Source organism: Pantoea sp. EKM101V, from assembly GCF_011800325.1.
Taxonomy (GTDB): domain Bacteria; phylum Pseudomonadota; class Gammaproteobacteria; order Enterobacterales; family Enterobacteriaceae; genus Pantoea; species Pantoea anthophila.
Genome location: NZ_JAALFP010000019.1, coordinates 1 through 23,703, shown reverse-complemented (window position 1 = coordinate 23,703; position 23,703 = coordinate 1). Strand labels below are relative to the sequence as shown.

Sequence of the window (23,703 nt, the reverse complement as noted above, 5' to 3'; positions counted from 1 at the left end):
ATTTATGGTAACCCTTTATCTTGCTTCCGGTTCACCGCGTCGGCGTGAGCTGTTAACTCAGCTTGGGCTGACCTTCGAGCGCCTTGTGACGGACGTTGAAGAGCAGCGTCAGCCGGATGAAGCGGCAGAGGCCTATGTGCGCCGTCTGGCCAATGACAAAGCACAGGCTGGCGTCAGACTGGCCGCCCAGGATCTGCCGGTGCTGGGCGCCGATACCATCGTGGTGCTGAATGGCAGCGTGCTGGAGAAGCCGCGCGATGCTGACGATGCCCGCGAGATGCTGCGCAAACTTTCCGGACAGTCGCACCAGGTGATGACGGCGGTGGCGCTGGCCGATCGTCAGCAGGCGCTGGACTGCGTGGTGACGACGGATGTGACCTTCCGCACCTTAACCGCCACCGACATCGACGACTATATTGCGACCGGCGAACCGATGGATAAAGCGGGAGCCTACGGAATCCAGGGCAGGGGCGGAAATTTTGTCCGCAAAATTAATGGAAGCTACCACGCGGTGGTCGGATTACCTTTGGTTGAGACAGCGGAGTTACTCAGCCATTTCCAGTCACTGCGTGCCGTAAGGGGTCACCATGACGGCTGAATTACTGGTTAACGTCACGCCTTCTGAAACGCGGGTTGCCTATATCGACGGCGGCATCCTTCAGGAGATTCACATTGAACGTGAGGCGCGGCGCGGCATTGTGGGCAATATTTACAAGGGACGGGTAAGCCGTGTACTGCCCGGCATGCAGGCCGCCTTTGTCGATATCGGCCTGGAAAAAGCCGCCTTTCTGCACGCCTCAGACATCATGCCGCACACCGAGTGTGTCGCGGGTGACGAAAAGAAAAATTTTGTTGTTCGCGACATCGCCGAGCTGGTGCGCCAGGGTCAGGATCTGGTGGTGCAGGTGGTTAAAGATCCGCTGGGTACCAAAGGGGCCCGGCTGACCACCGACATCACGCTGCCGTCGCGTTATCTGGTCTTTATGCCGGGGGCATCGCATGTGGGTGTCTCTCAGCGCATTGAGAGTGAAAAAGAGCGCGAGCGGCTCAAAGCGGTGGTGGCAGACTACTGTGACGACCTGGGCGGCTTTATCATCCGTACCGCCGCAGAGGGGATCGGAGAAGAGGAGCTGGCGCAGGACGCCGCGTTTCTCAAGCGTCTCTGGACCAAAGTCAGCGAACGTAAAAAGCGTAACCAGACCCGCTGCCTGCTCTACGGTGAGCTGGCGCTGGCGCAGCGTATTCTGCGTGATTTTGCCGGGGCCGCCCTGGATCGCATCCGGGTCGACTCCCGTCTGACCTGTGAAATGCTGGTGGAGTTTACTGCGGAATATATTCCGGAGATGGCGGGTAAGCTGGAGCTCTACAATGGCAAACAGCCTATCTTTGACCTGTTTGACGTCGAAAATGAAATTCAGCGCTCGCTGGATCGTAAGGTTGAACTGAAGTCGGGTGGCTATCTGATCATCGATCAGACCGAAGCGATGACCACCATCGACATCAACACCGGTGCCTTCGTCGGCCACCGTAATCTGGATGAGACGATCTTTAACACCAATGTGGAAGCGACGCAGGCGATTGCCCGCCAGCTGCGACTGCGTAATCTGGGTGGCATCATCATCATCGACTTCATTGATATGAATAATGAAGATCATCGGCGCCGGGTGCTGCATTCGCTGGAGAGCGCACTCAGCAAGGATCGGGTGAAAACCGGGATTAATGGCTTCTCGGCGCTGGGGCTGGTGGAGATGACGCGCAAGCGAACCCGCGAAAGCATCGAGCATATCCTCTGTCAGGATTGCCCGGTCTGTAAGGGACGCGGCACGCTGAAAACGGTTGAGACGGTCTGCTATGAGATTATGCGTGAGATTGTCCGCGTTCATCACGCCTACGATTCCGATCGCTTCCTGGTCTATGTTTCGCCGACGGTGGGGGAGGCGCTGAAAAGCGATGAGTCTCATGCCCTGGCGGAGGTCGAAATCTTTGTCGGCAAGCAGGTTAAAGTGCATGTCGAAGCGCTTTACACTCAGGAGCAGTTTGACGTTGTCATGATGTAACGCCGGCCCGCGCACTGGTTTCTCCGGCTGCCGGGCTGAAAAAACGCCCTTGTTTGGGATAAAATGCGTGTTTTACCGCTTTTGTCTGAAGACGGTCGGGTACGAGAGCCAACTATCCGTCGTTTGCGGAACACAAGGAGAGGCGTGAGTGAGGCAGTTGCCGAGGATTTTGTTACTGCTGGTCGCGGCAATCATCGTGATTGTCGCGCTGCTGGTCAGCGGATTGCGTCTGGTGATGCCGCATCTCGACAGCTATCGCAGCAACCTTCTGCAATTTATCTCCGATCGCAGCGGCGTTCCGGTCAGCGCCAGTCAGCTGCAGGGCAAATGGGAAAATTTCGGTCCCACCCTGCAGGTTCGCGATCTCAGCGTCGATCTCCACGAGAACGGCAAACTCACCATTTCACGCATCAATCTTGCCCTCGACGTCTGGCAATCCCTGCTGCACTGGCGCTGGCAGTTCCGCGACCTCACTTTCTGGCAGCTGCATCTCGACACCAATCGTCCCTTACTCGACAACGATAAAGAGAAAAACAGCTTCCGTCCGGCGCAAATCAACGAACTTTTCCTGCGGCAGTTTGACCACTTTGACCTGCGCGACAGCACCATCGGTTTCCGCACGCCGTCCGGTCAGCATGCCGAGCTGGCCATTCCGCGCCTGACCTGGCTGAATGAGAAAACCCGCCACCGGGCAGAAGGGGAAGTGAGCCTGTCGAGCTTTACCGGCCAGCACGGTGTGGTTCAGGTGCGGCTCGATCTCAACGACAGCAACGGTTTACTGAATGACGGGCGTATCTGGATGCAGGCCGACGATGTCGATGTGCGTCCGTGGCTGGGTCGCTGGATGCGCGACAATACCCGGCTCGACAGCGCCCGCTTCAGTCTGGCGGCGTGGGTAAACCTGCGCGATGGCGACATCTATGCCGGCGATCTGCTGTTGCGTCAGGGCGGTGCCAGCTGGCAGGGCGAGAGCGGACCACACCGGATTGAGGTTGACGGGCTGACTGCGCATCTGTCGCGCTTCCGGAATGGCTGGGTGGTCAATGTGCCGCAGACCCGCCTCAGCACCGACGGCCAGACCTGGCCCGCCGGTCACTTCTCCCTGCTCTGGCGTCCTGAGGATAAGCAGATGTCGGGCACTGACGGCCAGCCTGAGGTCCGGGTGCGCGCCACACAGCTGGTGCTGCGTCATCTTGCCCCTGTTATTCCCCTTTTCGCACCGCTCTCTCCGGCGCTGTTTGAAAACTGGCAGAAGTTACAGCCACAGGGCACCGTTGAGGGACTGGCGCTGGATATCCCGTTAGAACAGCCAGAAAAGACCCGCCTGCAGGTGAAATGGCACGATTTCAGCTGGCAGCAGTGGAAGCTGCTGCCGGGCATCAGTCGGTTGAGCGGGGAGGCTCGCGGCAGTCTGAGCAACGGTCAGGTCAGTGTGGCGATGGGAACCGCCACCGTCCCCTATGGTGACATGTTCCAGGCACCGCTGGAGATTAAACGGGTCACCGGGGCGCTGCGCTGGCTGCGCGATGAACATGGCCTGACGCTGGCGGGTGAGGATCTGGATCTGCAGGCGCGCTCACTCCGGGCGCGGGGCGACTTCAGTTATCAGCAGAACCGTGGCGCGGAGCCGCGTCTTGATATTCTGGCCGGTATCCGGGTCACTGATGCAGGCGATGCCTGGCGCTATTTCCCGGTGCCGCTGATGGGCAGGGGACTCACGCACTATCTGAGCGGGGCCGTGAAGGGGGGCAAAGTCGACAACGCCACGCTGCTGTTTGCCGGTAACCCGGCGCTGTTCCCGTTTAAACACAACGATGGCATGTTCCAGGTCTGGGTGCCGCTGCGCCAGGCAACCTACGCGTTTCAGCCCAAATGGCCGGCGATCAGCAATCTGGATATCGACCTCAACTTCCTGAATGACGGATTGTGGATGCATGCCCCGGTCGCCCGACTGGGCGACGTCGAAGCGCACAACGTCAGCGCGGTCATCCCTGACTATCTGAAAGAGAAGCTGATCATCGATGGGGATATCCATGGCGAAGGCCCGCAGGTCGCGGACTATTTTCAGCAGACTCCGCTGAAGTCATCGCTGGGTGCCGCACTGGAGCAGCTGCAAATCACGGGCGGCGTAGGGGGGCATCTGAATCTCGATATTCCACTGGACGGTAAGCAGGTGCACGCGCGCGGCAATGTCGATCTGCATAACAACTCGCTGTATATCAAACCGTTAAAAACGACTATCGCTAACCTCTCTGGCCGCTTCCGTTACGATAACGGCAATCTGGCCAGTGAAGATTTGCAGGCGAACTGGTTTGGTCAGCCCCTGGGCGTCCGGTTCAGCACCACCGAGAACCCGGATGATTTTGGCGTTAACGTCAAACTGCAGGGCGACTGGCAACCGGCCAGAATCAGCCCGATTCCGGCCGCCGTCAGTAAGCAGCTGGGCGGACATCTGCCCTGGCAGGGGAACGTCGATATCACGCTACCCCATCATGGCGGAGCGCGCTATGAAGTTGCCCTGAACGGCAATGCAAAAGAAGTGAGTAGTCGCTTACCTGCACCGCTCGACAAGAAAGCCGGTGAGACGATGCCGGTTACCATTGAGGCCAGCGGCGACCTGAACCACTTCGATCTCAGCGGCAGCGTCAGCGCAAACCACCGTTTTAACAGCCGCTGGCTGCTGGAGCCGACGCTGCGCGTGGATCGCGGCATCTGGCTGAATGATGCCCAGAAGAAACCCGGGCTGCCCGACCAAGCCGGAATGGTGCTGAATCTGCCTGCGCTGGATGGCGAAGCCTGGGTCGGGATGCTGGCAGCCGGAGGCGCGACGGGCGGCAGGTCGTCAGGTGGCGGCAGCGATTTCCAGACCGGCGGCGTGACGCTGCCCGGCAATATCACGCTGCGCAGTCCGGCGGTCACGCTGGCGGGGCAGCAGTGGCATGAGGTTGAGGCGACGCTGGCACAGCGTTCAGCCGGCAGTGGCAACGTCAGCGTCAGGGCGCAGGAGCTGCGTGGTGAGCTGTCGATGGCACCACAATCCCCGTGGCAGGTGAATCTGGATTACCTTTATTACAATCCGCAGTGGAACAGCGAGACGGCCAGAGGCAGCAAAGCGAGCACTCAGCAGGCCAGTAATATTAATTTCAGTCAGTGGCCGGCTCTGCAACTGCGCTGTAAGGAGTGCTGGGTACTGGGGCAGAAATATGGTCAGGTCTCTGCGATGCTGCAACCCAAAGGGGATACGTTAGCGCTTACTAACGGCAAGGTAGATACCGGCAGTTCACAGCTGAAAATCAGCGGAGAGTGGGTGAATCGCCCGAACGATCCGCGCACCTCGCTGAAGGGCACGCTGAAAGGTCCTAATATCAATAATGCGACCAACTGGTTTGGTGTGAATACGCCGCTGCGTGATGCGCCATTCGACATTGCCTATGACCTGCACTGGCGGTCGGCACCGTGGCAGCCCTCCGCAGAGACGCTGAGTGGCACCCTGAAAACACACTTTGGCAAAGGCCAGATTGCGGATGTGGACACCGGCACGGCTGGCAAGATCCTGCGACTGGTGAGCTTTGATGCACTGCTGCGCAAGCTGCGCTTCGATTTCAGCGACACCTTTACCAACGCGTTCTACTTCGATTCGATTAATGGCACGGCCTGGATCGAGAACGGCGTGATGCGCACCGATAATCTGCTGGTGGATGGGCTGGAAGCTGACATCGCTATGCAGGGCAATCTCGACCTGGTGAAACGTCAGATCGATATGGAAGCGGTGGTGGCGCCGGAGATCTCCGCCTCGGTGGGTGTCGCGACCGCCTTCGCGATTAACCCGGTGGTGGGCGCGGCGGTTTTCGCCGCCAGTAAGGTGCTGGCTCCCTTGTGGAACAGGATATCGTTGCTGCGTTATCACATCAGCGGGCCGCTGGATAAACCGGAAATCAATGAAGTGCTGCGTAAACCGCGTGAAACAGACAACAAGTGAATTTGACGCCGTACCGGAATTACCGCAGGCTATGATTATCTGAGCACATAATGAGTGAGAAACGATGACTCTGAACCTGGTAAGTGAGCAGTTACTGACTGCTAACGGCATTAATCAGCAGGACCTATTTTCCCTGTTAGGGCAGCTTTCAGAACGTCGTCTGGATTATGCCGATCTCTATTTTCAGTCCAGCTTCCACGAATCCTGGGTGCTGGAAGACAAAATCATTAAAGATGGCTCTTACCATATCGACCAGGGCGTGGGCGTTCGCGCGGTCAGCGGTGAAAAAACCGGCTTCGCCTATGCAGACCAGATTACACTGAATGCGCTGCGTCTCTCCTCTGACGCCGCTCGCAGCATTGTCCGTGAACAGGGCAACGGCAAGGCACATACGCTTTCTGCCGTCATGAACCGTTCGCTTTACCCGGCGGTCGATCCGCTAAACAGCCTGTCGCGCGAAGAGAAAATTGCGCTGCTGCATCGCGTTGACCAGGTGGCCCGTGCGGCGGACCCGCGTGTGCAGGAGGTCAATGCCAGCCTGACCGGCGTTTACGAGCAGGTGCTGGTGGCTGCGACGGATGGCACGCTGGCGGCGGATGTCCGTCCGCTGGTGCGTCTCTCTGTCAGCGTCCAGGTGGAAGATCAGGGTAAACGTGAGCGCGGCGCCAGCGGCGGCGGTGCACGCACCGGTTATGCGTTTTTCCTGGCCGATGAGAATGGCGAAGTGCGTGCGGACGCCTGGGCGCGTGAAGCCGTTCGCATGGCGCTGGTTAATCTCTCTGCCGTGGCGGCCCCGGCGGGCGCATTGCCGGTGGTGCTGGGCGCGGGCTGGCCTGGCGTGCTGCTGCATGAGGCGGTGGGACACGGTCTGGAAGGCGACTTCAATCGCCGTGGCACCTCCGTGTTCAGCGGTAAAATCGGTCAGCAGGTCGCGTCAGAACTCTGCACCGTGGTGGATGACGGCACCCTTGAAGGGCTGCGGGGTTCACTGGCGGTCGATGACGAAGGCGTGCCGGGTCAGTACAACATGCTGATTGAGAATGGCGTGCTGAAAGGCTACATGCAGGACAAGCTGAATGCGCGACTGATGGGCGTCAGCCCGACCGGTAACGGTCGCCGCGAATCCTATGCGCATCTGCCCATGCCGCGTATGACCAACACCTATATGCTGGCCGGCAAATCAACGCCGCAGGACATCATCGAAAGTGTTGAATATGGCATCTATGCGCCCAACTTTGGTGGCGGCCAGGTGGATATCACCTCCGGCAAGTTTGTCTTCTCCACCTCAGAGGCCTATCTGATTGAGAAGGGCAAGATCACCAAACCGGTTAAAGGTGCAACCCTGATCGGCTCCGGTATTGAAGCGATGCAGCAGATCTCAATGGTCGGTAATGACCTGGCGCTGGATAAAGGCGTGGGCGTCTGCGGCAAAGAGGGGCAGAGCCTGCCGGTCGGTGTCGGTCAGCCAACGCTGAAGCTGGACAAACTCACCATCGGCGGCACCGCCTGATGTGACCCCGACAACCCGCCCGCTGGCGGGTTGTCAGCTTTTACGGTGCAGCTGATACTGTTCCGCTACCTGCTCAAAATAGCCGGTCAGATAGTCGATACAGACCTGTACCTTGAGCGGCAACTTATCCTTCTCGGTATAGAGCGCATAGACCGGTCGCGGATCGGACTGATATTGCGGAAAGAGAATATCGACCTCACCTGCGGTGATCTCATCAATCACCCACATCATCGGCACATAGGCGATGCCGTTACCGGACTTCAGCCAGCGTAACAGCGTCAGCGAATCATTGGTGACAAACCGTCCCTGCGGTGCCAGCCGGGTGACGATGCCTTCTGGCGCAATCAGCTCGAAGTTGTTGTCGGGCCGAACGCTGTATTCCAGCCAGGAAAAGTTATCGATATCCCCCGGTTTCTCCGGCGTGCCATGCTGCGCCAGATAGCTCCTGGCGGCGCACACCACCATCGGCATTGCACCAAGGCGACGTGAAAACAGGCTGGAATCTTTTAAGGCCCCGACCCGAATCACCAGGTCCAGACCGTCCGCGATCAGGTCCGGAGCGGGGACGCCGGTCACCAGGTTTACGCTCAGCCCCGGATAGTCGCGCAGCATATCGCTGGTCATGCCCGCTAACACGTTCTGTGCCATGGTCGAGGAGCTGCCGATACGCAGCACCCCAATGGGCGTGTTGTTAAACGCATAAAGCTGTTCATGCACCTGCGTCGCTTCCGCCAGCATACGGCGGCAGCCCTGATAGTAGATTTTGCCCGCTTCGGTGAGCCCGATACTGCGGGTACTGCGATTCAGCAGCTTAACCTGTAACGTATCTTCCAGCTTCGCGACAATCTGGCTGATTGAGGAGACACTCAGATGAAGCTGACGCGCCGCAGCGGTAAACGAACCAAGTTCGACCACTTTGGCGAAGACAGACATGCCCTTCAGTCGTTCCATTATTTACTCTGGCTTAAAAGTGATTTAGATCACATTCTGTAGAAAACTTATAGTCAGGCGCGTTATTATAAGCGCGCCGGGGTATCTCCCGGTGACTCTTCATTGCCTGATGCCCTGTGATGATACGCTATTATTAAGCCAGCTGCGGTTTGTATCGCGCTGTCAGCTGGGTTTGCTGTGACAGCTGAAAAGGCAAAGGAGACTCCCGGCAAGGTTGAACTAAGGATTTCTGATGAGTGTGCTTCCGGTATTTGTCATGTTTGGGCTCTCGTTTCCGCCCGTATTCATCGAACTTATTCTCTCACTGATGCTGTTCTGGTTAGTGAAACGTGTGCTGACGCCGAGCGGTATTTACGATCTTGTCTGGCATCCGGCACTTTTTAATACAGCGCTTTACTGCTGTGTGTTTTACCTTGTCTCCCGTTTATTAGTCTGAGGTTTAAGTGAAAGCACTCATAAGAAAAATCGCGCGTTACGCGATTACGCTTCTGCTGGTTATCATTGCTGTGGTTATCATCTTCCGTGCCTGGGTGTTCTATACCGAATCCCCCTGGACGCGTGATGCGCGCTTCGCGGCAGACGTAGTGGCGATCTCACCTGACGTGACCGGCCTGATCACCGACGTTCCGGTGCACGACAACCAGCTGGTGAAGAAGGGCGACACGCTGTTTGTGGTTGACCGCCCACGCTATCAAAAGGCGCTCGAGCAGGCTCAGGCAGACGTGGAATATTACCAGGCGCTGGTGAGTGAGAAGCGGCGCGAAGCCGGCCGCCGTAACCAGCTCGGCACCTCGGCGATGTCGCGCGAGGCGATTGAGCAGTCCAACAACGATCTGCAGACCAGCGAACATCAGCTGGCGAAATCGGTGGCGACACGCGATCTGGCGAAGATCGATCTGGAGCGCACCACCGTGAAAGCGCCCTCCGATGGCTGGGTCACCAACCTGAATGTCTATCAGGGCGAGTTCATTACCCGCGGCTCTGTGGCGGTCGCCCTGGTGCAGCAGCACTCCTACTATGTGCTGGCCTATCTGGAAGAGACCAAGCTGCATGGCGTAGAGAAGGGCTTCCGTGCGGAAGTGACGCCACTTGGCAGCAACATTGTGCTGCGGGGTACCGTAGACAGTGTGGCGGCCGGTGTCACCAACAGCAGCAGCTCGGTCGACAGTAAAGGCATGGCAACGGTCGATTCCAACCTGGAGTGGGTCCGTCTGGCGCAGCGTGTTCCGGTGCGCATCCGTCTGGATCAGCAGCCCGGCAACCGCTTCCCGGCCGGGACAACGGCGACCGTGGTCATTACCGGTCAGGCCGATCGTCAGCCTGAGCAGGTTTCACCGATGGTCCGCCTGTTTAATCGCCTGCGTGAGTTTGGTTAAGAGGGCGATATGATTGAGTTCCTGCGGTTCCCGGTAAAGCTGACCTTTGCGCTGGTGTTAGCGCTGATGGTCGGCTTTCACTTCAACCTCGAAACGCCGCGCTGGGCGGTGATGACTGCCGGTATTGTGGCGGGCGGCACCGCGTTTGCAGCGGGGGGCGATCCCTATTCGGGGGCGCTTCGCTACCGTGGCGTTTTGCGTATTATCGGGACCTTTATCGGCTGTATCGCCGCGCTGACCATCATGATCGCCACCGTTCGTGCGCCGGTTGTGATGCTGCTGCTGTGCTGCATCTGGGCAGGGCTCTGCGTCTGGCTCTCTTCGCTGATCAAAGTTGAAAACTCTTACGCACTGGGACTGGCGGGCTACACCGCGCTGATTATCGTGGTGACCGCTGACGCCAGCGGCGGTCTGACCCTGGTGCCGCAATATGCGGTCGAGCGCTGCAGTGAAATCGTGCTCGGCATTCTGTGTGCCATTCTGGCCGACATGATCTTCTCACCACGCTCGATCAAAAAAGTGATCGATGCGGAGGTCGACTCGCTGCTGGTGGCGCACTATCAGCTGCTGCAGCTCTGCGTTGCCCACGGTGACAAAGAGGAGGTCGATAAAGCCTGGAGCGCGCTGGTCCGGCGCACCACCGCCCTTAACAGCATGCGCAGCCAGCTGATGATGGAGTCGTCACGCTGGAAGAACAGTAACCGCCGGCTGCAGATGCTTAATACCCTGTCGCTGACCCTGATTACGCAGGCAGCCGAAACCTTTCTGATCCAGAATTCGCGTCCGGACTACATCCCCCCTCAGTATCGCCTGATGATTGAGAAGCCCGCCACGACGGTTGATGAGGTGCACAAGCGGATGAAGGTGATGCGGCGGGTGATGGGGGCCAGAGACAAAACGGCCCCGGTGACGCTGAGCAGCTGGGTGGGTGCCGCGACGGAATATCTGCTGCTGCTGAAAGGCATCCGAAGTAACAGCCGGATCACGTCGCTGGAGGAGGAGATCCTGCAGCGCGAGGTGGTGATTCAGGCGCGCTCCGCCGAAACACACCATGCGATGATCAACGGTATCCGCACCTTTGTGGCGACCGCGCTGGGCTCTCTGTTCTGGCTCTACACCGGCTGGACGTCGGGCAGCGGCTGTATGGTCATGCTGGCGGTTATCACTGCGCTGGCGATGCGGATGCCTAATCCACTGATGATGGCAAAAGATTTTCTCTACGGCATGACGGTTGCGGTGCCGCTGGGCGCGCTCTACTTTATGTATGTGCTTCCCTCGACCCAGCAGAGCGCACTGCTGCTCTGCATCGCCATCGGCCTGCTGGGCTTTATCGGTGGCATCTTCATTCAGCGGCGTCAGCTCGGCACGCTGGGGGCGCTGATTGGCACGCTTAACGTGCTGGTTCTCGATAATCCGATGCAGTTCCACATCAATGTCTTTCTCGACAATGTGCTCGGCCAGGTCATCGGCTGCTTTGTGGCGATGATGGTTATCCTGCTGATTCGTGACAAATCGAAGGCCCGTACCGGCCGTAAGCTGCTGAACCGCTTTATGTACGCGGCGGTTTCAGCCATGACGACTAATCAGGCGCGTCGGCGTGAAAACCATCTGCCGGCCCTCTATCAGCAACTGTTTCTGCTGCTGAACCTGTTTCCGGGCGATATCAATAAATACCGTATTGCCCTGACGCTGATCATCGGTCATCAGCGTCTGCGTGACGCAGACATTCCGATCAACGCGGATCTCTCTGCTTATCACCGGCAGCTGCGCTATACCGCTGACCGGGTCATCTCTGCCAGCAGCGATGACAAGCGGCGCTACTATTTTGAACGCCTGCTGAAAGAGCTGGACCTCTATCAGGAGAAACTGGTCCATTACGAGGCACCAGTCAGCGTAACGGAACCGGTCAAACGACTGGCCGTGATGCTGGATAAGTACCAGAACACGCTCATCCAAATCTGAATCTGGCCGCTGCGATCGGCAGCGGCCTGCGCAATCCCCGCCCGTCACAAAACCTGTCGCTTTTGCCAACTATACTCTTCAGACGGAAGCGTAAAACTGACAGGAGCGAATCAATGACATCACTGCAACAGAGCGAGCTGTTTCAGACCGGCTATCTGGCAGACGGCCAGTGGCACCCGGCGGCATCCACCTTTGACATAACCAATCCGGCAACCGGCGAGGTCATTGCGCAGGTCGCAAAAGCGGGCAAGGCTGAAACGGAACAGGCGATCGCCGCAGCAGAACGCGCCTTTCCCGCCTGGCGTGCGCAGACGGCAAAAGCCCGTGCTGAGATTCTCACTCGCTGGTACCAGCTCATCATTGAGAACAAACGCTGGCTGGCCGAACTGATGACGACGGAACAGGGCAAGCCGCTGAAAGAGGCGGAGGGCGAAGTGGAGTATGCCGCCAGTTTTATCCAGTGGTTTGCCGAACAGGCGAAGCGAGCCAATGGCGAGATCATTCCGCCCGCCAAAGCGGGTTCCCGCATCCTGGCCACCCGTGAACCGATTGGCGTTGTGGCCGCCATCACACCGTGGAACTTCCCGATGGCGATGCTGACCCGCAAGCTGGGACCCGCACTGGCCGCGGGCTGTACCGGCATCATCAAACCCGCTAATAACACGCCACTCTCCGCCTTTGCCCTGCTGGCCCTGGCGAAACAGGCTGGCGTCCCGGATGGCGTGCTGAACGCCGTAGCGGGTGACACCCATGCCATCAGCGACGCCATTATGGCCAGCAAAGCGGTGCGGAAGATTTCGTTCACCGGTTCAACCCAGGTGGGCAAGCTGCTGATGCGCAATGCGGCCGAAACCATGAAGAAAGTGTCCATGGAGCTGGGCGGTAACGCGCCTTACATCGTCTTTGACGATGCCGACATTGATGCCGCCGTACAGGGTGCTATTGCGAACAAATTCCGCAATGCGGGTCAGGTATGCGTCAGCGTGAACCGTTTCTACATCCACAATCGTGTTTACGATCGTTTCACCACGCAGCTGGCCGCCGAGGTGAACAAGCTTAAGGTGGGTAATGGTCTGGACGAGGGCGTGATTGTCGGGCCATTAATTGAAGCGTCGGCGGTGGAGAAAGTGGAGCAGCACGTCAATGACGCGCTGGCAAAAGGCGGCAAACTGCTGGCAGGCGGCGAGCGCCATGCGCTGGGCGGCAACTTCTGGCAGCCAACCGTAATCGCCGAAGCACACGAAGGGATGCAGCTCGCGCAGGAAGAGACCTTTGGCCCGGTTGCCGCCTGCTTCCGCTTCGATAATGAAGATGAGGTGATCCGCCGCGCCAATGATACGCCATTTGGCCTGGCCGCCTACTTCTACACGCAGAATCTGCAGCGGGTGTTCCGCGTTTCAGCGGCGCTGGAAAGTGGCATGATCGGCATTAACGAATGTGCCGTTTCAACCGAGCTGGCACCCTTTGGCGGCGTCAAAGAGTCGGGTCTGGGCCGTGAAGGTTCGGTACTCGGCATGGAAGAGTATCTGGAGGTCAAAGCGCTGCATCTGGGCGGTTTGGGCTAGCAGAAGGGCACGGGCGGCGAAGGTCGCCCGCAGACGGAGCATGGGAGCCGTCAGCATGAAAACCGAGCGTTTTGATTTTAATGAGATTGTCGACCAGGCCCATTTTTTCCGCCAGTTCAGCGAGCGATTTGCGCTGGATGAGCGTCGCATCTGCGATCTGGATGGGTTATGGGATGTGGTGACGGGGGATCTGCTCCCGATGCCGCTGGAGATTGAGTTCATCAATCTGGGCAGAGGACAGCGACGGCGTTATGGGGCCCTGATTTTACTCTTCGATGAAGCTGAAGAGGAGCTGGAAGGTCAGCTTCACTTTAACGTCAGATGAAAAAAGGCCCCGGCGAGCGGGGCCAAAGGGTTCGTCATGATAGTGACGAGGAATTACTTATAAAGCTGTGCGGTGATGTGGTAGTTATCACCGGTGCGCGCCTCGATCACTTTATAGGCGCTGGCACCCTGTTCATCGGCTTTCTGAGACAGTTCAGCGCGATAATCCATCGGTGCGCCCGCGGTACCACTGATGGTTACGGTGCCCGCAGGCTGCAGGTTCTGCGTCTGATCGCCGGTTACCAGCTGCGCGGCGGAAGCGCCGAAAGCCATAACGGAAAGCAGACTGACTGTAGCGATGGTTGTTTTGATGTTCATGTTCGTCTCCTCATTACATTCAACAACCTGCGGTTAATCATTGGTGCGGGTCGTCGATATTTTCAACGCCACAAGGCGTCATCACAGTGAATTATTTGTACAGCTCAGCGGTCACATGCCAGGTATTGTCCTGGTTGTTTTCGATGATGCGATAGTGGCTTGCGCCCTGCGCATCCGCTTTCTCCGACAGGACCTGACGGATATGCGTCTGGTCGCCGTTACGGCCCGCAATGCTGATGGTCTGGTTCATTGACTGCAAACCCTGCGCCTGTTCATTAGAAACCAGGCTGGCGGCACTGGCACCTGCTGAAAACAGGGCGATGCTCAGTGCAGCGATGGCAAGTTTGGTTTTCATTTTCTGCTCTCCTGAAATTCTGCTTACGCTCTCCGGCACGCGGCTTATCGCATCAGCCGGAGTGGGGCGACGCCTTAGTTATAGAGCGCGGCGGTCGCGTGGTAATTGCCGTTGTTGTAAGCCTCGATGACGCGATAGGCTTTTGCGCCCTGCTGATCGGCTTTGTCGCTCAGTTTCTGTCGGATATCCATCGGTGAGCCCGCTACACCGCTGACACTGATGGTGCCGACAGCCTGCAGATCCTGTGCCTGAGAGGCGCTGATAGATTCTGCTGCCACAGCACCGAATGACAGGGCAGAGAGCACGCTAAGAGCAGCGATGGTAGTTTTTACGTTCATGAAATTTTCCTCGTCGTCTGTTTTTATCTTTTTAGTTAGTGTGATTTGCATCACGAAAAGAAGTATAGGACTAATAACGTCAGAAATTAATACCGCGCTAATAATGTTTTTTTGTGATTCTTTATCCTTATGGCTACTTTTAATAACCGGACGTTATAAAAACAGGGTGAAAAATGAGCTTTTCGTGTGTTTTAGCTGCAGAAACAAGGGGATAAATGACTTTAACGTTTCGTGCGAAAGAAGGTGGTATATCGGGCTGGTGTTTGATCTGGATCCGGGCAATGCGGCCGGATTAGTGATGTAAAGCAGTGTAAAATAGCGCAAAAGGTGAAGCAGACGACGCTATCTGACCATCAGCCTGCTGCCTGAAAGCGGGGGCAAGCCTTGCAGAACGGCAGTCACGAGAGGAGCGCGTAACGGGAAGAGGAGAAGCGCAAACCGCAGAGAAAGCGCGGGCAGAGAGATGAACTGACGACCAGGCGCAGGATGGCCGGCCGCCAGTCCGCGATCAGAGTTCCTGTTCAAACAGGTTAAGGATCGCGCTGTGCAGTTGCTTGACCGTGAAGTCACGCGCACGGGTAATAAAGATGGTGTCATCCCCGGCAATGGTGCCAAGAATTCCTTCCGACTTTCCTAATGAATCCAGCAGGCGTGCAATCAGCTGTGCTGCGCCCGGACTGGTGTGAATGACCACCAGCGCATCGTTGTAGTCGATATCCAGCACCAGGTTTTTTAACGGGCTGGTGGTCGTCGGCACACCCAGCTCGGCAGGCAGGCAATAGACCATTTCCATTTTGGCATTACGGGTGCGCACTGCGCCAAACTTGGTCAGCATCCGCGAGACTTTGGACTGGTTGATATTTTCAAAGCCCTCATCCTGAAGCGCCTGAACAATTTCGCCCTGGGAACTGAATTTTTCTTCTTTTAATAAGGCCTTGAAAGCCTTGATCAGATCGTCTTGTTTCGATGGGTTTCGCATAGGTTACCAATAAATAGAAAGAATAACCGCGCATCCGCCCGCGGCAGAGTGGTGATTATGCATTTAAATGCATTTTTATGCAATCGGTCGATTGATGAGCAGGGTTCGGGCGGCTAGCGGGCGGCGATAATAGCAAATAAATCCCTTCAGACCAAAACCCCTGTCACAGCCCCGAAAGGCGAAGGTTGCAAAGTTGTTATACTATTGGTGGTGTAGTAACAGAAATCGAACATAGCCGTTCTCTGTCTGACGACGGCACGGTTGTCGGTCATTCAGGCGACATGATAAGTAACTTTTGAATCCGGCGATTAAGTGTGAAAACACGTAGAATTAACAGCGGATTATCATTATCGCCTGAGCAGTTGATTAAGGTCTGACACAGATAGAATTTCGGCCCATCTCTGCCCCACCTTAATAAGGAGTCAAGAATGAAAGTTGCCGTTCTCGGTGCCGCTGGCGGCATAGGCCAGGCGCTCGCACTTCTGCTCAAAACCCAGCTTCCGGCAGGTTCAGCACTCTCACTGTATGACATCGCCCCGGTGACACCGGGTGTTGCCGTTGATCTCAGCCATATTCCCACAGCCGTCACTATTGAAGGGTTCAGCGGAGAAGACGCGACGCCAGCCCTGAAAGGTGCCGACGTGGTACTGATTTCAGCAGGTGTCGCACGCAAACCCGGTATGGATCGTGCGGACCTGTTTAATGTTAACGCCGGTATCGTCCGTAACCTGATAGAACAGGTGGCGGCAACCGCACCAAAAGCCCTGATCGGGGTGATCACTAACCCCGTCAACACCACCGTTGCTATCGCGGCGGAAGTGCTGAAAAAGCATGGCGTCTACGATAAGAACCGTCTGTTTGGCGTCACCACGCTGGATATCATTCGCGCCAATACTTTTGTCGCGGCACTGAAAGGCAAGCAGCCTGACCAGGTTGAAGTGCCGGTGATTGGCGGCCACTCTGGCGTGACCATTCTGCCGCTGCTCTCTCAGGTTAAAGGGGTGAGCTTCAGCGATCAGGAGGTGGCGGATCTGACCAAACGTATTCAGAACGCTGGAACCGAGGTCGTGGAAGCCAAAGCCGGTGGCGGTTCGGCCACGCTGTCGATGGGGCAGGCAGCTGCGCGTTTCGGGCTGTCACTGGTACGCGCGCTCAATGGCGAAGCGAACGTGGTGGAGTGTGCCTATGTGGAAGGTGAGGGCGAACATGCGCGCTTCTTCTCACAGCCGCTGCTGCTGGGTAAAAACGGGATTGCTGAACGCAAGCCGATCGGCACACTCAGTGCGTATGAGCAGCAGGCGCTGTCAGGCATGCTGGAAACCCTGAAGAAAGATATCGAACAGGGAGAGGCGTTCGTTAAGCAGTAGCAGACGTCACTGACTGAAAACGCCCGGCTTTGGCCGGGCGTTTTGCATTCATGACAATATCAAAACAGATGCCTCTGACCGCCACTGAGACGTTCAGAGTACAGGGAACACGGGCAGAAGAGGAAAGCGTCCCGCGCCATGGACGGCGCGGGCCGAGCGGCCAGGGATTGGCTTTAGCGCCTTTCCGATCTGCCCGTGTTCCCTGTGCAAGCTCGATCTTACCGCGACTCACCCTGTACTTCACTTCCCCGATTCTGCCAGGCATGCTCTCTTACAGGCCACCCGATTTATAGGCACGGGCCGCCGGTGTCCCGTTACTGGCAGGCAGCTTCTTACCCAGGGTCTCCATGCGCATCTGGAACGGCGGGAACGGCATCTCAATACCGTGCTGCTCAAATCCACGCAGGATCAGCTGATGCAGCTCGTGACGCAGGGGCATACGATGTCCCATCTCAGCGGCATGCACCCGGAGTTCAAACAGCTGAATCCCCTGCTGCAAATCGACCAGGAAGGCTTCCGGCTGCGGTGTATCCAGCACATAACTGCAGCGTTCCGCCGCCTGCGTCAGGATGGTGGTGACCTGTTCGCTGCTCACTTTGGCCGGGGCTGGGATGGTAAGCACTACACGCGTAACGGAATCGGAGAGCGACCAGTTAATAAACTGTTCGGTGATAAAGGCCTTGTTCGGCACGATAATCTCTTTGCGGTCCCAGTCGGTAATGGTGGTGGCACGGGTGTTAATCCGCGTAATGCTGCCGGTCAGGTCGCGAATCGTCACGGTGTCGCCAATACGAATCGGTTTTTCAAACAGGATGATCAGGCCTGAGATAAAGTTGGCAAAAATCTCCTGCAAACCAAACCCCAGTCCCACACCTAATGCGGCAACCAGCCACTGCAGCTTCGACCACTCGATGCCGATCATGGAGAAACCAATGAGTCCGCCAATCAGCAGCAGCAGATATTTGGTCAGTGTGGTGATGGCGTAGCCGGTGCCCGGCGTCAGATTAAGATGCTGTAACAGCGCCAGCTCAAGCAGGGCTGGCATGTTGCGCACCAGCTGAGTCGTGATGATAAACACCAGAATGGCAATCAGCACCGACCCCAGGGTAATCGGCTGAATCGACTCCACGCCCTGCACGGAGGTACTGACATCCCACAGCTGGATATTCTCCAGGAAGCCGAAGGCCGAGTGAATTTCCGACCACAGGACAATCACCGAGACCAGGGCGATCAATGTCAGAAGGGATCGCACCAGCCGCAGCGACTGCGCACTGATCGCATCCAGGTCGATCACCGGCTCCTCGACTTCAATCGCGTCGGTGTTCTGAGTGCCTTGCTCTTTCTCTTCTTCACTGCGCGCCCGGTTCGCCAGCATATCGGCACGGCGCTGACGGGCGCGATCAAAGCCCAGACGCCGCCGCTGAATCAGCATCCAGCGGCGAATGATGTGATAGATGACCAGCAGCAGGAACCAGATAGCGACTGAGGTTTCCAGACGGGCCAGCAGCGCCTGCGCAGTCGCCAGATACCCTACGGCAGAGGCGAGGGCTGCCATCAGCGGCATGGCGATCATCATGTTCCAGAGCATCCGGTTCACTATGTTATCGCCGTTTCCCTCTTTATCGAGATAGAGCGGGATGCCGGAACGCTTCAGGCTGACGGTGACGATGCTGATGGCCCCGCAGATCAGGATGAAACAGAGGCGGCCCAGCGATGCTGAGAACTTCCGGTCTTCAAGATTACCAAAGGCGATAAGCAACATGATCAGCGGCACAATCAGCCCGATACTCAGCGAGTAGTAGCGCATGGCGCGCGCGACCCGGTTCTGCGGCCAGCGGAAATGGACGATGAACAGTCCGTTGGGGCGGGCAAAGGCGGCGCTGATCATGAATGCCCACAGCAGCGGCAGCGTGGCGGTAATGCCATCACCAATCGCCACTGCGATAGGGTAGGGCCAGGCGTTCTGCAGGCCATACCCCAGCGTACCCCACAACACCGGCAGCGGCAGCGCCACCAGAATCGACCAGAACACGGTGCGGATGGTCAGACGGAAGCGATCCTGTGTCACTTTGCCGACTTTGCTGGCAGAACGATCCAGAAAAGCATTGAAGTGGCGTCGCGAGCTGATACTGAAGCCAACCAGCAGCAGCGCACCAATAATTGGCAGCACCGTGTTGCGACTGGTAAACATCATTGCTATCGCTTTCCCAAGCTGACCCAGCGTATCCAGCGACAGCAGCCGGGAAAGATCTCTCGCCAGGTCCAGCGGATAGCTTAACCCAATCGGGCTGACGTCGGCAGTCCAGAAGAGATAGCGGTGCGTCGCATCTTTGACTTCACTGAGCGCATCCTGAAGCTGTGTATTGCCGACCTTCAGCTTGGTGATCTCCAGAATCAGCGTGTCACAGCCGGAGATCAGCGAATTGAGCAGTTCACGCTGGGTGCGGAGCTGCGCATCGAGGATACGCTTCTGCTCGGCGGTAAAGGGCTGACCATTGGCCAGATGCCCCTTGCGCAGGGTTTCCTGCTGCGCCATCAGATCTTCGTAGTAGAGACGCTGCACGCGAAGTTGCGCCATCTCGCTGTCAATCTGCTGGGACTTTGGCATCTCGGGCAGTCGCGCAACCTGCGCCCGCAGCGCTTCACCCAGCAGGTTAGAGGCCCCCAGCCACTGCGACTGCTCACGCAGCGTCGAGAGAGCCTGACGAACCTGAATGATCTGGTTAGTGGCGAGACGCTGTTGCGACGCAACCAGATCCATCCGCTGCGCCTGCTGATTCAGGGCGACAGAGAGTTCACGGTTAACCCGGAACTGATCGCTGATGTCCTGCGGCAAATCACCGCTGTTTTCTGCCAGCTGCTCGGTGCGGGCCAGCGCAACTTCGGCTTCGCGTTGCCGCTGGTCATTGAGTTGATTGCGCAGCGCCTGCAGGTAGTTATCCAGCTGCGTTGCTTTACGCTGATGGGCTTCCGCCCGCATCCGCGCCAGTTCCTGACGGTTATTGGCAGAGAGTTGTGCCAGGTCAAGCTCATCGACGAGTGCTTTATTCGCCGCATTTTCCGCCTGGCGAGCCGCCAGCTGAAGCTGCCCCTGCGGCGAGCTGCTGTTGCTGGCACTCTGCAGACGACGCTCACTCTCCGTCATCGCCCGGCGGGCATCCGTCTGCTGCTGCGGCAGTTGCGACAGCGAATCACTGATTTCCCGCGCCCGATCCTGCTCCTGGCGCGCCTGCCGCCCCTCTTCCAGAAGCTGACTGCTGACCTGCAGGATCTCCTGATCCAGTTCGGCGCTGCTCATATTACTGCGCACTGTTTTTCCGCTGTCGCTGAGCGTGGCGATCTGCTGACGCAGCTCCCGCGCCAGACGCGGAAAATCATCAATGACCTGCTGATACTGCGCTGCGCGCTCCAGGGAGTCATCACGTTCAGAGAGGAAATTCAGGGCGGCTTCAATCGACTGGATCTGCTCTGCCTGCGCGGGCGAGCTTTTGGCCGATTTTATCTCTTCCAGCTGCTGTTTGAGCTGGCTGGCGTCAGGAAGGCTGGCCGCAAAGGCCGGGCTGCTGAGCCAGAGGCTCAGCAGCAGAAGGAGAATCGAACGCACGGAGGACACTCAATTTAGTCGACGATGACGTCGGAGAGGTCTGTCGCGACCGGCAGCGCCAGGGCCAGCGGTTGTCCCAGACGGGTTTTACTTTCCGCTTCCAGGCTTTCAGCCAGTTTGACGCGACCCGGTGCGAACAGGTTGATGACGGTAGAGCCGAGTTTGAAGCGACCCATCTCCTGACCTTTCAGCAGGACCACGGCGCCTTCATCATCCGCTGCCGGATAGTGCCAGCGCTTAATTACGCCTTCACGCGGTGGCGTAATCGTGCCTGCCCAGACGGTTTCGATACTGCCAACAATGGTGGCGCCCACCAGGATCTGCACCATCGGCCCGATATCGGTTTCAAAGTAGCAGATGACGCGTTCGTTACGGGCGAACAGATTCGGGATGTTACGCGCGGTCAGCGGATTGACCGAGTAGAGATCGCCAGGTACATAGATCATCTCACGCAGGATACCGTTGCACGGCATATGAACGCGGTGATAATCACGTGGGGCCAGATAGGTCGTGACGAATTCGCCCTCCACAAACCGGGCCGCCATTCGCTCATCACCCGCCAGCAGTGCCTCAAGCGAGTAGTGATGACCTTTGGCCTGGAAAATCTGGTCACCGTCGATGTGGCCGAGCTGGCTGATAGCGCCATCTGCGGGCAGGGCGATCAGGCTGGCGTCAGCATCCACCGGACGCGCATCCTCTTTCAGCGGACGCACGAAAAAGTCATTAAACGTCCGATAGCTGGCGGTGTCGGGCTTTCGTGCTTCCGCCATGTCGACTTTGTAAAACCAGACAAAGATGTCAATGACCAGTTTGGTCAACCAACCACCGCGGCGACTGGCGCCCCAACCGGCGAGTTCAGTCAGCCATTTCTTCGGGAGAATATGATTCAAACCGAGTTTTAAACGATCAAACACCTTAGCCTCCTGGCTATTTTATGACGTTGAAAAAAGGAAGCGGATTGTAGCAGTGCCCCGTTCTGATGGCGACTATACCTGATTCCGCGCATGCTGCACGGTCTGGATCGACGAACGGAAGGCACCTCGCAAAATCTTCTGGTCAGACCGGATCACGCGGTTATACCGGTTAACTCTCACCGTCAGGGAAATTTTTACGCGTTTTTACCTGCGCCATGCTCTCCAGGATACGGTGGTAGTTGTCGAAACGGGAGCGATGAATTTTACCGGCTTCCACCGCTTCGCGAATCGCACAGCCCGGGTCGCTGCCATGTTTGCAGTCGCGGAATTTGCATGCACCCAGGAAGGCGCGAAATTCGACAAATCCACGGGTAATCTGTTCCGGCTCCAGATGCCATAAGCCGAACTCGCGCACGCCGGGTGAGTCAATAACATCCCCGCCGTGCGGGAAGTGATAGAGCCGTGAGGCGGTGGTGGTGTGCTGACCTAAGCCGGAGCCGTCTGACACCTCGTTGGTCAGAATCGCGAGCTGCTCTTCTTTGTCAAAGCCGAGCAGGGCGTTCAGCAGGCTCGACTTGCCGACGCCGGACTGACCGGCAAAGATACTGACGCGATCGGTTAAGGCGGCTTCGAGATCGTCCAGGCCATTTTTCGCCCGGCTGGAAACCATCACTACGCGATAGCCAATCGCACGGTAGATATCCATCTGCTCATCGACCACGGCGCGCGCGCGCTCATCCAGCAGATCGGTTTTGTTGAGGACCAGTAGCGGCTCGATCTCCAGGGTTTCGCTGGCCACCAGATAGCGATCGATGATGTTAAGCGACAGCTCCGGCAGGATCGCAGAGACAATAATGATCTGATCGATGTTGGCCGCCATCGGCTTCACACCGTCGTAAAAATCGGGACGGGTCAGCACGCTGGTGCGTTCATGCACCGCTTCCACAATCCCTTTGCCGCCGCTGGTTGCCGGACGCCACAGCACCCGATCGCCGGTCACCAGCGAACGGATCGTGCGGCGGATATTGCAGCGGTGGGCAACGCCTGCGCTATCCTCAACGTCAGCGTGCATGCCGAAACGGCTGACAACAACCCCATCTGCGGCTTCCCCAAACAGGTTGTCGTCCGCTTCCGGGCGCTCTTTACGCTGATTGAGACGGCGATCGTGGTTAGCGCTTACGCGGCGTTGTTGGCCCTTCGACAGTTTATTTTTACTCACTCACCCTCACAGCATTAGCCAGATTTCGCCCGGCTGGGCAAAACGTCTATGATACACCTTATTCATTGTGAATGACGACTATAGCAACCGCAGGAAACAGCATGGCTACTGGAAATGAACAGAACCTGATCTGGATTGATCTTGAGATGACCGGGCTTGATCCGGCTCACGACCGTATTATTGAGATTGCGACCCTGGTGACTGATGCCAACCTGAACATTCTGGCGGAAGGGCCGGTGATCGCGGTTCATCAGTCTGACGCGCAGCTGGCGCTGATGGATGAGTGGAATGTCCGCACCCATACCAACAGCGGTCTGGTTGAGCGGGTGAAGGCGAGCACGATTGACGATCGCGCGGCTGAGCTGGCCACCCTGGAATTTCTGAAGCAGTGGGTGCCGGCGAACACCTCGCCTATCTGCGGCAACAGCATCGGGCAGGATCGGCGCTTCCTGTTTAAGTACATGCCTGAGCTGGAGGCGTACTTCCACTATCGCTATCTGGATGTCAGCACCCTGAAAGAGCTGGCCCGCCGCTGGAAACCCTCTATCCTGCCAGGCTTCAAAAAAGGCGGCACACACCAGGCGCTGGATGATATCCGCGAGTCAGTGGCGGAGCTCGCTTACTACCGCGAACACTTTTTGCAGCTTTAATCCGCGAAGGGTGCGCATGAAATCGCCAGGTTGCCGATTTAATCGGCAAACGCGCTGAAAACGAAAAATTCTGCTTTCAGACGCTTGCAGCAGCAACGATTTCTCGTATAATGCGCACCCCGTACCGGTGAAGAATTTAGTGTCGGTACAAGGCGCGGGAATAGCTCAGTTGGTAGAGCACGACCTTGCCAAGGTCGGGGTCGCGAGTTCGAGTCTCGTTTCCCGCTCCAGTTTT

At 57.5% G+C, this 23,703-nt stretch carries 19 protein-coding genes and 1 tRNA gene; 12 read left to right on the top strand and 8 right to left on the bottom strand.

The window, feature by feature from the left end:
- Window positions 1-4 precede the first annotated feature (4 nt).
- The 4 genes from HFD92_RS20755 (at window position 5) to tldD (ending at window position 7,546) form a co-directional block, all read left to right on the top strand.
- The gene (locus HFD92_RS20755) at window positions 5-598 is read left to right on the top strand and encodes a nucleoside triphosphate pyrophosphatase (protein WP_167429631.1); all 594 of its coding nucleotides are present in this window, start codon (window positions 5-7) and stop codon (window positions 596-598) included.
- Entirely contained in the window at window positions 588-2,057 is a 1,470-nt protein-coding gene (rng, locus tag HFD92_RS20750) for a ribonuclease G (RefSeq protein WP_009087509.1), read from the top strand. Before HFD92_RS20755 ends, rng begins: the two co-directional genes overlap by 11 nt.
- Window positions 2,058-2,205: 148 nt before the next feature.
- A complete protein-coding gene (yhdP, locus tag HFD92_RS20745; protein ID WP_167429630.1) occupies window positions 2,206-6,036 on the top strand; it encodes an AsmA2 domain-containing protein YhdP in 3,831 nt (1,276 codons plus the stop codon).
- A gap of 64 nt (window positions 6,037-6,100) precedes the next feature.
- Window positions 6,101-7,546, top strand: coding sequence for a metalloprotease TldD (gene tldD / locus HFD92_RS20740; RefSeq protein WP_167429629.1), 1,446 nt, complete (start codon window positions 6,101-6,103; stop codon window positions 7,544-7,546).
- Between the two features lie 33 nt (window positions 7,547-7,579).
- On the opposite strand, the gene aaeR is transcribed toward tldD, so the two are convergent.
- Window positions 7,580-8,497, bottom strand: a complete 918-nt coding sequence (gene aaeR, locus HFD92_RS20735) for an HTH-type transcriptional activator AaeR (RefSeq protein WP_009087503.1) — start codon at window positions 8,495-8,497, stop codon at window positions 7,580-7,582.
- A gap of 232 nt (window positions 8,498-8,729) precedes the next feature.
- Here aaeR and aaeX point away from each other — a divergent pair, with 232 nt between their 5' ends.
- From aaeX to HFD92_RS20710, 5 genes are all read left to right on the top strand, one after another.
- Entirely contained in the window at window positions 8,730-8,933 is a 204-nt protein-coding gene (gene aaeX / locus HFD92_RS20730; protein ID WP_009087501.1) for a p-hydroxybenzoic acid efflux pump operon protein AaeX, read from the top strand.
- Between the two features lie 7 nt (window positions 8,934-8,940).
- Window positions 8,941-9,873, top strand: coding sequence for a p-hydroxybenzoic acid efflux pump subunit AaeA (aaeA, locus tag HFD92_RS20725; RefSeq protein WP_009087499.1), 933 nt, complete (start codon window positions 8,941-8,943; stop codon window positions 9,871-9,873).
- 9 nt (window positions 9,874-9,882) lie between these two features.
- The gene (aaeB, locus tag HFD92_RS20720) at window positions 9,883-11,835 is read left to right on the top strand and encodes a p-hydroxybenzoic acid efflux pump subunit AaeB (protein WP_009087497.1); all 1,953 of its coding nucleotides are present in this window, start codon (window positions 9,883-9,885) and stop codon (window positions 11,833-11,835) included.
- 113 nt (window positions 11,836-11,948) lie between these two features.
- Window positions 11,949-13,400: an NAD-dependent succinate-semialdehyde dehydrogenase gene (locus HFD92_RS20715; protein WP_167429628.1), complete on the top strand. Its 1,452-nt coding sequence runs from the start codon at window positions 11,949-11,951 to the stop codon at window positions 13,398-13,400.
- 55 nt (window positions 13,401-13,455) lie between these two features.
- Complete coding sequence (locus HFD92_RS20710) at window positions 13,456-13,725, top strand: hypothetical protein (protein WP_009087492.1); 270 nt, start codon at window positions 13,456-13,458, stop codon at window positions 13,723-13,725.
- Window positions 13,726-13,778: 53 nt separating this feature from the next.
- On the opposite strand, the gene yhcN (HFD92_RS20705) is transcribed toward HFD92_RS20710, so the two are convergent.
- The 4 genes from yhcN (HFD92_RS20705) to argR form a co-directional block, all read right to left on the bottom strand.
- Complete coding sequence (yhcN, locus tag HFD92_RS20705; RefSeq protein WP_009087490.1) at window positions 13,779-14,042, bottom strand: peroxide/acid stress response protein YhcN; 264 nt, start codon at window positions 14,040-14,042, stop codon at window positions 13,779-13,781.
- A gap of 91 nt (window positions 14,043-14,133) precedes the next feature.
- Window positions 14,134-14,397 carry a YdgH/BhsA/McbA-like domain containing protein gene (locus HFD92_RS20700; protein ID WP_009087488.1) on the bottom strand — a complete coding sequence of 88 codons (264 nt, stop codon included), beginning with the start codon at window positions 14,395-14,397 and terminating at the stop codon, window positions 14,134-14,136.
- Between the two features lie 74 nt (window positions 14,398-14,471).
- The gene (yhcN, locus tag HFD92_RS20695) at window positions 14,472-14,735 is read right to left on the bottom strand and encodes a peroxide/acid stress response protein YhcN (protein ID WP_058956518.1); all 264 of its coding nucleotides are present in this window, start codon (window positions 14,733-14,735) and stop codon (window positions 14,472-14,474) included.
- Between the two features lie 508 nt (window positions 14,736-15,243).
- Window positions 15,244-15,714 carry a transcriptional regulator ArgR gene (gene argR, locus HFD92_RS20690; protein ID WP_009087485.1) on the bottom strand — a complete coding sequence of 157 codons (471 nt, stop codon included), beginning with the start codon at window positions 15,712-15,714 and terminating at the stop codon, window positions 15,244-15,246.
- A 428-nt stretch (window positions 15,715-16,142) separates the two neighbouring features.
- On the opposite strand from argR, the gene mdh reads away from it, so the two are divergent.
- Window positions 16,143-17,081, top strand: coding sequence for a malate dehydrogenase (mdh, locus tag HFD92_RS20685; protein ID WP_009087483.1), 939 nt, complete (start codon window positions 16,143-16,145; stop codon window positions 17,079-17,081).
- A gap of 271 nt (window positions 17,082-17,352) precedes the next feature.
- Here mdh and mscM read toward each other — a convergent pair whose 3' ends face one another.
- From mscM to rsgA, 3 genes are all read right to left on the bottom strand, one after another.
- Window positions 17,353-20,685 carry a miniconductance mechanosensitive channel MscM gene (gene mscM, locus HFD92_RS20680; RefSeq protein WP_167429627.1) on the bottom strand — a complete coding sequence of 1,111 codons (3,333 nt, stop codon included), beginning with the start codon at window positions 20,683-20,685 and terminating at the stop codon, window positions 17,353-17,355.
- A 14-nt stretch (window positions 20,686-20,699) separates the two neighbouring features.
- Entirely contained in the window at window positions 20,700-21,599 is a 900-nt protein-coding gene (gene asd, locus HFD92_RS20675; RefSeq protein WP_009087480.1) for an archaetidylserine decarboxylase, read from the bottom strand.
- A gap of 169 nt (window positions 21,600-21,768) precedes the next feature.
- A complete protein-coding gene (rsgA, locus tag HFD92_RS20670) occupies window positions 21,769-22,818 on the bottom strand; it encodes a small ribosomal subunit biogenesis GTPase RsgA (RefSeq protein ID WP_009087478.1) in 1,050 nt (349 codons plus the stop codon).
- A 101-nt stretch (window positions 22,819-22,919) separates the two neighbouring features.
- On the opposite strand from rsgA, the gene orn reads away from it, so the two are divergent.
- A complete protein-coding gene (gene orn, locus HFD92_RS20665; RefSeq protein WP_009087476.1) occupies window positions 22,920-23,468 on the top strand; it encodes an oligoribonuclease in 549 nt (182 codons plus the stop codon).
- Window positions 23,469-23,622: 154 nt separating this feature from the next.
- Window positions 23,623-23,698 (top strand) — tRNA-Gly (locus HFD92_RS20660).
- The last annotated feature ends 5 nt before the right edge of the window (window positions 23,699-23,703 follow it).

Excerpts from the sequence above, each read along its gene's own strand:
- HFD92_RS20755 (WP_167429631.1), top strand. The coding sequence starts at position 5 with ATGGTAACCCTTTATCTTGCTTCCGGTTCACCGCGTCGGCGTGAGCTG.
- rng (WP_009087509.1), top strand. The coding sequence starts at position 588 with ATGACGGCTGAATTACTGGTTAACGTCACGCCTTCTGAAACGCGGGTT.
- tldD (WP_167429629.1), top strand. The coding sequence starts at position 6,101 with ATGACTCTGAACCTGGTAAGTGAGCAGTTACTGACTGCTAACGGCATT.
- aaeR (WP_009087503.1), bottom strand. The coding sequence starts at position 8,497 with ATGGAACGACTGAAGGGCATGTCTGTCTTCGCCAAAGTGGTCGAACTT.
- aaeX (WP_009087501.1), top strand. The coding sequence starts at position 8,730 with ATGAGTGTGCTTCCGGTATTTGTCATGTTTGGGCTCTCGTTTCCGCCC.
- aaeB (WP_009087497.1), top strand. The coding sequence starts at position 9,883 with ATGATTGAGTTCCTGCGGTTCCCGGTAAAGCTGACCTTTGCGCTGGTG.
- HFD92_RS20715 (WP_167429628.1), top strand. The coding sequence starts at position 11,949 with ATGACATCACTGCAACAGAGCGAGCTGTTTCAGACCGGCTATCTGGCA.
- HFD92_RS20710 (WP_009087492.1), top strand. The coding sequence starts at position 13,456 with ATGAAAACCGAGCGTTTTGATTTTAATGAGATTGTCGACCAGGCCCAT.
- yhcN (WP_009087490.1), bottom strand. The coding sequence starts at position 14,042 with ATGAACATCAAAACAACCATCGCTACAGTCAGTCTGCTTTCCGTTATG.
- HFD92_RS20700 (WP_009087488.1), bottom strand. The coding sequence starts at position 14,397 with ATGAAAACCAAACTTGCCATCGCTGCACTGAGCATCGCCCTGTTTTCA.
- yhcN (WP_058956518.1), bottom strand. The coding sequence starts at position 14,735 with ATGAACGTAAAAACTACCATCGCTGCTCTTAGCGTGCTCTCTGCCCTG.
- argR (WP_009087485.1), bottom strand. The coding sequence starts at position 15,714 with ATGCGAAACCCATCGAAACAAGACGATCTGATCAAGGCTTTCAAGGCC.
- mdh (WP_009087483.1), top strand. The coding sequence starts at position 16,143 with ATGAAAGTTGCCGTTCTCGGTGCCGCTGGCGGCATAGGCCAGGCGCTC.
- orn (WP_009087476.1), top strand. The coding sequence starts at position 22,920 with ATGGCTACTGGAAATGAACAGAACCTGATCTGGATTGATCTTGAGATG.